The sequence below is a fragment of the [Bacillus] enclensis genome, assembly GCF_001456935.1.
GTDB lineage: Bacteria > Bacillota > Bacilli > Bacillales > Bacillaceae_B > Rossellomorea > Rossellomorea enclensis.
The window spans coordinates 49,687-58,457 of sequence record NZ_KQ758492.1 but is presented as its reverse complement, the minus strand read 5'-3'; the positions used below and the strand labels follow the sequence as shown (position 1 = coordinate 58,457).

General features: G+C 47.7%; 9 protein-coding genes and 1 rRNA gene. All 10 read right to left on the bottom strand.

The window, feature by feature from the left end; genetic code table 11:
* Window positions 1–223 (bottom strand): 16S ribosomal RNA (locus AS034_RS20965); the annotation flags it as partial.
* A 388-nt stretch (window positions 224–611) separates the two neighbouring features.
* Window positions 612–2,099 carry a lysine--tRNA ligase gene (lysS, locus tag AS034_RS20960; RefSeq protein WP_058300033.1) on the bottom strand — a complete coding sequence of 496 codons (1,488 nt, stop codon included), beginning with the start codon at window positions 2,097–2,099 and terminating at the stop codon, window positions 612–614.
* 265 nt (window positions 2,100–2,364) lie between these two features.
* The gene (locus tag AS034_RS22550; RefSeq protein ID WP_032085185.1) at window positions 2,365–2,589 is read right to left on the bottom strand and encodes a helix-turn-helix domain-containing protein; all 225 of its coding nucleotides are present in this window, start codon (window positions 2,587–2,589) and stop codon (window positions 2,365–2,367) included.
* Window positions 2,541–3,068: a 2-amino-4-hydroxy-6-hydroxymethyldihydropteridine diphosphokinase gene (folK, locus tag AS034_RS20955; protein ID WP_058300032.1), complete on the bottom strand. Its 528-nt coding sequence runs from the start codon at window positions 3,066–3,068 to the stop codon at window positions 2,541–2,543. Before folK ends, AS034_RS22550 begins: the two co-directional genes overlap by 49 nt.
* Window positions 3,068–3,430: a dihydroneopterin aldolase gene (gene folB, locus AS034_RS20950; RefSeq protein WP_032085187.1), complete on the bottom strand. Its 363-nt coding sequence runs from the start codon at window positions 3,428–3,430 to the stop codon at window positions 3,068–3,070. Before folB ends, folK begins: the two co-directional genes overlap by 1 nt.
* A complete protein-coding gene (gene folP, locus AS034_RS20945; RefSeq protein ID WP_058300031.1) occupies window positions 3,423–4,256 on the bottom strand; it encodes a dihydropteroate synthase in 834 nt (277 codons plus the stop codon). The genes folB and folP overlap by 8 nt, the downstream gene beginning before the upstream one ends.
* Entirely contained in the window at window positions 4,240–5,127 is an 888-nt protein-coding gene (gene pabC / locus AS034_RS20940) for an aminodeoxychorismate lyase (protein WP_058300030.1), read from the bottom strand. Before pabC ends, folP begins: the two co-directional genes overlap by 17 nt.
* Window positions 5,127–5,714: an aminodeoxychorismate/anthranilate synthase component II gene (pabA, locus tag AS034_RS20935; protein WP_058300029.1), complete on the bottom strand. Its 588-nt coding sequence runs from the start codon at window positions 5,712–5,714 to the stop codon at window positions 5,127–5,129. Before pabA ends, pabC begins: the two co-directional genes overlap by 1 nt.
* A complete protein-coding gene (gene pabB, locus AS034_RS20930) occupies window positions 5,711–7,120 on the bottom strand; it encodes an aminodeoxychorismate synthase, component I (RefSeq protein WP_141687784.1) in 1,410 nt (469 codons plus the stop codon). Before pabB ends, pabA begins: the two co-directional genes overlap by 4 nt.
* A 603-nt stretch (window positions 7,121–7,723) precedes the next feature.
* Complete coding sequence (cysK, locus tag AS034_RS20925; RefSeq protein WP_058300027.1) at window positions 7,724–8,653, bottom strand: cysteine synthase A; 930 nt, start codon at window positions 8,651–8,653, stop codon at window positions 7,724–7,726.
* Window positions 8,654–8,771: the final 118 nt, after the last annotated feature.

The following is an 8,771-nucleotide window of genomic DNA, read 5'->3' as shown; positions in this document are numbered from 1 at the left end:
TAGCCGAAGCCACCTTTCAACAGTTCCTCATGCGAGGAACTAAATTATCCGGTATTAGCCCCGGTTTCCCGGAGTTATCCCAGTCTTACAGGCAGGTTACCCACGTGTTACTCACCCGTCCGCCGCTGATCTCAGGGAGCAAGCTCCCATCGATCCGCTCGACTTGCATGTATTAGGCACGCCGCCAGCGTTCGTCCTGAGCCAGGATCAAACTCTCCGATAAAAGTTTGAATAGCTCTTGTTTACAACGATTAAATCGTTGCGGTAAATCTAGAATTAACGTTGACGTATTGTCTTGTTTTGTTCAGTTTTCAAGGTTCAATTTGTTGCTTGCTTCGTTTGAAGCGACCCTTTAAATATTACAGCATCAACACCGAAGTGTCAATAACTTTTTTAAAAAGTTTTTTGTGTGTCTGCCGTGTTTTGCGGCAACAGATAATAATATACCACCATATAAACTTGGGCGCAATAGTTTTTTGCATCTTTTTTAATTCTTTTTCAAAATAGGTCTCGAGCCATATAAAACAGGTTCATGCTTTCTATTACGAGTATAGTCCACTTAAATAAAAAGCAGCGGCCTGCAGCCGCTGCTTTCTTCTATATATTATCCTTTAATCACGATGGCGCATCAATGGGAACAGCAGGACGTCACGGATGGACGGGGAGTTCGTTAACAGCATAACAAGCCTGTCGATCCCGATTCCCAGGCCGCCAGTCGGAGGCATACCGTATTCCAATGCTTCAATGAAGTCGTCATCCATCATGTGTGCTTCATCGTTGCCTTCTTCTCTTTCTTTCAGCTGAGCTTCAAAGCGTTCTCTTTGATCGATTGGATCGTTAAGCTCTGTAAACGCGTTTGCGTGCTCACGGCCCACGATGAACAATTCGAAACGATCTGTGAATCGAGGATCCTCATCGTTTTTCTTCGCAAGCGGAGAAATCTCCACCGGGTGGCCGTAGATGAATGTAGGCTGAATAAGCTTGTCTTCTACTTTTTGCTCGAAGAATTCATTTACGACATGACCGTATTGCATATTGTCCTTGATTTCAATGCCATGCTCTTTAGCCAGTGCACGTGCTTCTTCAGCGGACATTTCTTTCCAGAAGTCTACTCCAGTATGTTCTTTTACGGCGTCTACCATATGAAGACGGGTCCACTCAGGCTCCAAGTTCACTTCATAATCACCGTATTGAACGGTTGCAGAACCGAATACCTCTTTTGCGATATGCGCAACAAGGTTTTCAGTCAATGCCATGATATCGCGGTAATCTGCATAGGCTTCATAAAGCTCGATCATTGTGAATTCAGGGTTGTGTCGCGTAGACACCCCTTCATTACGGAATACACGGCCGATTTCGTATACTTTTTCAAGACCGCCGACGATCAGGCGCTTCAAGTGCAGCTCGATTGCGATACGCATATACAGCGGCATATCGAGGGCATTGTGATGCGTTGTAAAAGGACGTGCTGATGCTCCTCCCGCGATGCTGTGCATCATCGGTGTTTCTACTTCAAGGTAGCCGTTGTTATCTAAGTATCTTCTCATCGATTGGATGATGCGGCTCCGGGCGATGAATGTCTCTTTGCTTTCCTGGCTTGTGATCAGGTCCAGGTAGCGCTGGCGGTAACGTTGCTCTACGTCTTTCAAACCGTGGAACTTCTCGGGAAGAGGACGCAGCGCTTTTGTCAGCAAGGTAAATTCCTTTGCTTTAACTGAAAGCTCTCCAACCTTCGTTTTGAAAACTGTCCCTGTAATACCGACGATATCTCCAAGGTCTGCAGTGTTGAAATATTCATACGCTTCTTCGCCTACTGCATCTTTACGGACATAGATTTGAACTTGTCCTTCGAGGTCCTGAAGGTGGGCAAATCCCGCTTTCCCTTTTCCGCGCTTCGTCATGATACGGCCGGCAATCGTTACCGAAACCTCTTTTTCTTCCAACTCTTCTTTAGAAAACTCATCATATTGTGATTTGATATCTGATGAGCTGTGTGTGCGTTCAAAACGTTTACCGAAAGGATCCATTCCTTTTTCACGGATGGATTCCATTTTTTCGCGCCTTACGCGGAACTGGTCATTTATTTCTTCGTGACTCATTGTGTTTCACTCCTATTCTATCTGCTTTCCTGCTTTACTAGACTGATACGAATATATACCATACTATTTTACACAATATCAGGGATTGTAACACCCCTAAAGTTCCAGTTCTTTGAGAAAACTGTCCCGTGTGTGCCGACCGGGGCACACGGATACTGCAATAAAGAATCTATCTAAAAAAGGCTGCTCCGTTCATGAGGGGTATCATGATTGGAATCCAGCCTTTTTCAGAATAACAGATTTCGATTGATTTATCACTGATGGATTATTCACTATGCTCCAAATCACCCTGAGGGTCCAGGTCCTCGAGCGTAATGCCGAGCACATCTGCCACCTTCACCATGAAGTCTTCTTTGGGAATGCGGCTCCCTCTCTCCACTTCTCCGAGAACGGAGACGGAGATGCCCAGTTCCTTTGCCAGACCTTCCTGAGTGAATCCTTTCAGCTTTCTGAATGCACGAACGCGTCTTCCCCATTTATCTGTTTCCATAACCGAACTCCTTCTTTGTCAGGTATTTCGTCCAGAAAGCGATTGAACGGGGTGCCGTCAGCAGGATGCGGGATGGACGGTTCAAGCTCTAAAAGCGGTATGAGAACAAACGCTCTCTCCTGCATCCTTGGATGAGGGACGAGGAGATCCTCTGAATCAATCGATTTGTGATCATAAAGCAGGATATCAATGTCTATGATCCTCGGTCCCCACTTGAACTCCCTTTTTCGCCCAAGGTCATGTTCCACCTGCAGGCATTGCTGCAGCAATATTTCCGGACGTAAATCCGTACGGACTTCAATCACCATATTCAAAAATTCGCCTTGATCGGTAAAACCTACTGGATCCGTTTCATAGATGGACGATTTCCTTCTTACCTCTATCTTACCATGACTATCCAGGATATTAATGGCTTTTTCCAGATAAGCCTCCCGCTCCCCCATATTCGAGCCCAGGGAAAGGTATGCAATACTCTTCATTATGATCGACTCCTCGTAATCTCCACCGCCACCGACCGGTAGTGACCGGGAATCGGCGGGTCGGGCTTGATCAGTGTTATCGTGCAGCTTTCAACAGCAGAGAATGATTCCAATAATTCCGAGGAGATCCTTTCGGCCACCGCTTCCACCAGATTAAGGGGTTCCCCTTCCACCACAGACTTGGCTATAGAATACACATCCGCATAATTGACGGAATCCTCGAGATTATCGGTTTGGCCTGATTTTTTCAAATCCAGATGCAGCTCCACACTCACCCGGAACCGCTGGCCGAGCTTGTTTTCTTCTGAAAAAACCCCGTGATAGCCGTAGAATTCCATTTCATTCAACATGATCTTATCCATCGTACTGCCCCTTTCCCATTAAAGCATCCGTCATCTTCGCCATCCGGGCCATTTCCTTCACATCGTGTACACGTACGAGCTGGCAGCCCTTCTGAATGCCCCAGCATACCGTCGCCCCCGTCCCTTCCATCCTTTCTTCCACCGGCAGGTCCAGCACATGGCCGATGACACGTTTTCGCGAGGTGGCGTAAAGGACTGGATAACCGAGGGATACGAGGGTGTCGACGTTCCTCATCATTTCAAGGTTCTGTTCGAATGATTTGGCAAAACCGATTCCCGGGTCGAGGATGATCTGTTCATCTTTCACCCCTGCTTTTTTTACAAGGAAGATGCTTTCCTGGAGGTCCTGTACGGCATCCCTCATGAAGACTTCATACTCTTTATCCTCCCGGTTGTGCATCAGGATAATCGGCACGCCCTTTTCAGCTGCCACCGCTGCCATCAGCGGATCCTTCTTCGCGCCCCACACGTCATTGATGATATGGGCGCCTGCCTCGACAGCCGCTTTGGCAGTCTCAGCCTTATACGTATCGATCGAAATCGGTACATCGACTTCTTTAACAAGCTCTTTTATGATCGGGATCACCCTTGAAATCTCTTCATCTGCCGTGACCGGGGTATGTCCCGGACGGGTCGATTCGCCGCCGACGTCAATGATGTCCGCTCCTTCTTCCACCATTTCCTTCGCACGCGCCGCCGCTTTCTGAACAGAGTCATATGAGCCTCCGTCAGAAAAGGAATCGGGCGTCACATTAAGGATGCCCATGATGAGGGTTTTGCTGGAATAGTCCAATTCATAGTTTCCGCATTTAATCGTTTTTGTCATGGATGTTCCCTTCTTTCATGTCTTCAATGGAGTTTAAATAAGGTGCGTATTCCTGATACTGTTCATGCAGCTGCCTGACCAAGCAGCCGTCACGACCTGCATATGTTTGAGCCCCGATTTTCCTTACCGGTACGATTTCCTGCACGGAATTCGTAAAAAATACTTCGCTTGCCGCTTCCAGATCGCTCTCTTGAAAAAATCCTTCACGGACAGGAAGATTCAACTTCTCCGCCAGGGCGAGAATGAACTGTCTGGTGATCCCGTTTAAAAGTCCGGTTTCAACAGCAGGGGTAAAAAGCTCTCCTTCTTTCATCCAGAAGAGATTCGATGTGATTCCTTCACATAGATAGCCGTCACCCGTAAGAAAGATCCCTTCTTTATCCGGGGCAGGACCGATTTCCCTTTTAGCAGCAAGGTTATTGAGATAATGATGGGACTTTAATCTCTCTTTTATCTCAGGGGTGCTTCTCCTCAGCTTAAGGAGGACGCCCTCCTTTTCGCGCAGTGGCACGGATGGCGGCAATTCTTTTTGAAAAAGGATGACCGTGGGATCTCCGTAGGGAGCTGTCTGCAATCCGATTTCACCCGGACCTCCCGAGACATTCAGCCGGCAGTAGGCATCGTCCAGTCCATTTTTTCTTATAAGCGAGGCCACAACGTGCTTTATTTCCGCTTCATCTAGATCCACTTCGATGTTCAGTGCTTGGAGACCCTTATTCAACCTGGCTAAGTGGTCACCCAATAAAAAGGGATGGCCGCCGTACGTCCGAAAGGTTTCAAAGACACCAAGACCGTAAAGGTAACCGTGATCAAAAGGGGAGATGGCGGCTTCTGAATGATGAACGATTTTGCCGTTGGAATAGATATACATTATACCGGCAGCTCGGCTTTCTTATAGGTTTCCAGGAAGTTTTTCAGAAGCTGCTTTCCAGACTGGGTCATGATTGACTCTGGATGAAATTGCACACCCTCGATCGGGAGCTCTTTATGGCGGATGGCCATGATTTCTCCCTTGGAAGTCTCCGCTGTGATCTCAAAACAATCCGGCAGGGTTTCACGCTTTACAATCAGCGAATGATAGCGTGTTGCTTCAAACGGGTTCTTGAGTCCCTTGAAGAGGGTCTTTCCGTCATGGTGCATGTCCGAGATTTTACCGTGCATCAGACGTTCGGCGCGGATGACATCCCCTCCAAAGACCTGGGCAATCGACTGGTGGCCCAGGCATACACCGAAGATCGGTATTTTCCCTGCAAAATGAGAAATCGCCTCAAGGCTGATCCCTGCTTCGTCCGGACTGCAGGGCCCGGGAGATATCATAAGGTAATCGGGTGACATCGCTTCAATTTCAGGGATGGTGATTTCGTCATTCCGTCTGACGACCAATTCTTCACCAAGCTCTCCTAAAAACTGAACAAGATTATATGTGAATGAGTCATAATTATCGATCATGAGTATCATGGTTGTCCCCCGTTTCCTTCCGCCATGGCCTTGGCAACCCAGAGCGCCCTGGCTTTCTTCAGCGATTCCTTGTATTCATATTTCGGGTTCGAGTCGATGACAACGCCCGCACCCGCCTGGATGTAAGCTTGCTGGTCCTTCACCAGCATGGTGCGGATGACGATATTCAATTCCATGTCACCGTTCACGCCGATCCAGCCGATCGACCCTGTATAAATGCCCCTTCTGACCGGCTCCAATTCTTCGATGATTTCCATCGTCCTTACTTTTGGTGCCCCGGTGATCGTGCCTCCCGGAAAAACAGAACGGATGACATCGGCCTTGGTCTTCTGCTCATCCAGTCTCCCTCTTACATTTGAAACGATGTGCATGACATGCGAATACTTCTCGATGACCATGAATTCATTGACTTCAACCGTCCCGTAGACACAGACCCTTCCCAAGTCATTCCGCTCAAGATCGACGAGCATGACGTGTTCGGCCCGTTCCTTTTCATTGCCGATGAGCTCCTGTGCAAGCGCCGCATCTTCATTGGCATCTTTCCCGCGGGAGCGCGTGCCTGCAATCGGCCTTGTACTCACTTCCGTACCCTTTTTCTTGACCAAAAGCTCCGGTGATCCCGACACAATCTGGAAGTCAGGCGTCTGGATGTAGCTCATATATGGAGAAGGATTCAGTTCACGTAGTTTTTTATAAACCGCGAACGGCTCGACACTGAGCTTCTCGGATTGCCTGACCGATAGATTGACCTGAAAGACATCGCCCTGTGAGATATAATCCTGAATCCTTTTTACCGCATTTGAAAATTGTCCTTCATCCATGGATACTCCGCGGCCGGCGGTTTCCATATCCGGCTGAGCATCCACTTGGATGTCACGATTTGCAAGCTTCCCCTTCCACACATCCGTCCACGTTTGCAGCAGTGCTTCAGCTTCGGACTCTTCTGCCTGTGTGAGAATCATCGTCCACAGTATATCTTCTTGGTGGTCAAATACCACCCACTGATCTAAATAAAAGAAATACACTTCTGGAATCCCGAGATCATCTTGACTCAGTTCCGGCAGTTTCTCGATTCTCCTTGCGTAGTCATAGCTCAGAAAACCGATGACACCCCCCTGGAAATCGGGAAGATCGGGATTTCTTTCGGTTTTAAGGGGGTGCAGCCATTTTTCCAGTTCGATCAATGGATCACCATGTCTGATTTCCGTATTTTCAGCATCCTGAATGATAAGGCCATCCCCTGAGCTTTCCGCGATTGCTTTCGGTTGAAGTCCGGCAACACTATATCTTCCTCCCCGGCCGCTTTCCAGCAATACATGATGCGATTGGTCCCGGCTCAGTTGTTCATATGCTGAGAAGAATTGTTCTTTTGTTGTTCGGGTTTTATGAAAATATAAGTGCTGCACGTACTTCACACTCCTACTGTTTTATCTCCTTTCATGATACATGAAGTTTGGGAAGGTTTCACTGTTGAAAGTATGGAAAGGGTGAGTTTTGTAGGAATCTTGTGGTTTGGTTCATTGAACTTTGAGTTTGGGCTTTTAATTATCAGGTTTGGGGAGGAAAATCTTCGGAGTTGGGGCTGTGATCTTTGAATTCGGGGTGTAAATCCTCGGGATGGGGTCGGCGATTTTAGGTTAAGGCAGTCAATCTTCGAATCCGGGACCGCCACCTTTGACTTTGGGTTGAAAACCTTCCGGATGGGGAGGCTTCACTTCATTCGGGGCGGGTAATCTTCGAATTCGGGACGATAATCTTCGAGATTTCAGCTGATAATCTTCGAATTTTGACCGTTAATCTTTCAAATTCGGCAATTAATCTTTCAATTCCGTGGATAATTCCGTCACATGTAAAAATAAGGAATTAACCTGCTGGTCCCCTCCACGCCCAGTGTGCTCAACCAGCTGCTGGATACTCCCCCAAATTCTTTCAACCACAGGGGGTAAAATTTCATACAACAAAAGAAAAATCCCGAAGCAATTGCCTGCTTCAGGATTTGGTTCATTTATTTATTCGTCATCAAATTGATAAAGCGGAGTGCTCAGGTAGCGTTCCCCGTTACTCGGGATGACGGCGAGGACTTTCTTTCCTTTGCCGAGTTCTTTTGCGACTTTCAGTGCAGCGCAGATCGCGGCTCCGGATGAGATGCCTCCGAGGATCCCTTCTTCCCTGGCGGCTCTCCTTGCATAATCAAAAGCCTCATCATTCTTCACCTGGATGACTTCGTCGTAAAGAGAAGTATTCAGGATGTCAGGCACAAACCCCGCGCCGATCCCCTGGATTTTATGAGGACCTGGCTTACCGCCCGACAGAATCGGGGAGTCGGTTGGTTCCACCGCATACAATTTGATGGATGGATAATGCTCCTTCAATACTTCGCCGGCTCCGGTGATCGTTCCGCCGGTTCCGATCCCTGCAACAAAACCATCAAGCTGCCCGCCCATTTGCTCAACGATTTCTTTCCCTGTCGTTTCTCTATGCACTTTCGGGTTTGCTTCATTTTTGAACTGCTGCGGCATGAAGTATCCTTTTTCATTAGATAGTTCTTCGGCTTTGCGGATCGCGCCGCCCATCCCTTCGGATCCCGGCGTCAATACTAACTCCGCTCCGTATGCACGCAGAAGGTTTCGTCTTTCCATACTCATGGTGTCAGGCATGACAAGTACTGATTTGTAACCTTTTGCTGCAGCCACCATGGCAAGGCCGATCCCTGTGTTTCCGCTCGTCGGTTCCACGATGGAATCCCCAGGCTTGATCTTCCCTGCTTTTTCAGCCTCTTCGATCATCGCCAGGGCTATCCTGTCTTTCACACTGCTTCCTGGATTCATATATTCTAATTTTAAGTACACATCCGCGCTGTTGTCATCGACTAGTCGATTAAGCTTCACTATTGGAGTCTGACCGATTAATTCCGAAATTGAATTAGCCACTCTTACCATACATTCCACACTCCCAATCCCAAGTAATTTTGTTGGATTTATTATCTAAAACGTACCAATTTTCAATCAAATTGTCAATTGAAATGACCTCGAGGATATACCCGGCGTAGATGGACAA

Bases quoted from the DNA above. Each gene is read 5' to 3' on its own strand.
- pabA (WP_058300029.1), bottom strand. From the start codon at position 5,714: ATGATACTCATGATCGATAATTATGACTCATTCACATATAATCTTGTT.
- folK (WP_058300032.1), bottom strand. From the start codon at position 3,068: ATGAAGAGTATTGCATACCTTTCCCTGGGCTCGAATATGGGGGAGCGG.
- pabC (WP_058300030.1), bottom strand. From the start codon at position 5,127: ATGTATATCTATTCCAACGGCAAAATCGTTCATCATTCAGAAGCCGCC.
- lysS (WP_058300033.1), bottom strand. From the start codon at position 2,099: ATGAGTCACGAAGAAATAAATGACCAGTTCCGCGTAAGGCGCGAAAAA.
- cysK (WP_058300027.1), bottom strand. From the start codon at position 8,653: ATGGTAAGAGTGGCTAATTCAATTTCGGAATTAATCGGTCAGACTCCA.
- folP (WP_058300031.1), bottom strand. From the start codon at position 4,256: ATGACAAAAACGATTAAATGCGGAAACTATGAATTGGACTATTCCAGC.
- folB (WP_032085187.1), bottom strand. From the start codon at position 3,430: ATGGATAAGATCATGTTGAATGAAATGGAATTCTACGGCTATCACGGG.
- AS034_RS22550 (WP_032085185.1), bottom strand. From the start codon at position 2,589: ATGGAAACAGATAAATGGGGAAGACGCGTTCGTGCATTCAGAAAGCTG.